Source organism: Acinetobacter entericus (genome assembly GCF_026168575.1).
GTDB lineage: Bacteria > Pseudomonadota > Gammaproteobacteria > Pseudomonadales > Moraxellaceae > Acinetobacter > Acinetobacter bouvetii.
Genome location: NZ_JAPEQW010000118.1, coordinates 1 through 717, shown reverse-complemented (window position 1 = coordinate 717; position 717 = coordinate 1). Strand labels below are relative to the sequence as shown.

At 46.7% G+C, this 717-nt stretch carries 1 protein-coding gene; it reads left to right on the top strand.

Annotated elements, in window-relative coordinates; genetic code table 11:
- Positions 1-182 precede the first annotated feature (182 nt).
- On the top strand, positions 183-713 hold the full coding sequence (locus tag OKC24_RS19820) for a pentapeptide repeat-containing protein (RefSeq protein WP_265466304.1): 531 nt from the start codon (positions 183-185) through the stop codon (positions 711-713).
- Positions 714-717: the final 4 nt, after the last annotated feature.

Here is a 717-nt window from a genome sequence, read left to right as displayed (position 1 = left end):
CCCACCACCACGGTGGGTTTTCTTTTGTCTATTAAAACATAAAAAGTTTATTTACATAAATTTGTTTACCAAAATAAAATAAACCATTGACTAAACTTGTTTCGTTTACTAAACTAAATATCGTAGACAACAAAAAGCCCCGGCAACTTGCGGAAACCGGGGCTGTTTAAAGCGAGGTCATTATGACACAAAAACACGAAATTAAAAACCGCTGGAATGGCGAAGTTCTTTTCACTTGCGACATCCCGGAAGGCATGGAATCAGGAATGATTGCGCGTCATGCGGTTGAGACTGCAATTGCTCAGGGCGCGAATCTTCGGGGCGCGGATCTTCGGGGAGCGAATCTTCTGGGCGCGAATCTTCGGGGCGCGAATCTTCGGGGCGCGAATCTTCGGGGCGCGAATCTTGAGGGCGCGAATCTTCGGGGCGCGAATCTTCGGGGCGCGAATCTTCGGGGCGCGAATCTTGAGGACGCGAAAAATGTCCCACTCGTCATCAATAGCCTGCACTGGATGGTTTATATCAGCGGAACTGGAATGATGCGAATCGGCTGTCAGGAGCACTCAATTGAGCGCTGGAAAGGATTCAGTGATGAATTGATAAGCCGTATGGATAGCTATGCGCTGGAATTCTGGAATCAGCATAAAGCAATGCTTTTAGGTATCTGCGATACATACAAGCATGCAGAAGAAGCTGAAAAACAAGAAGTTTAAATCT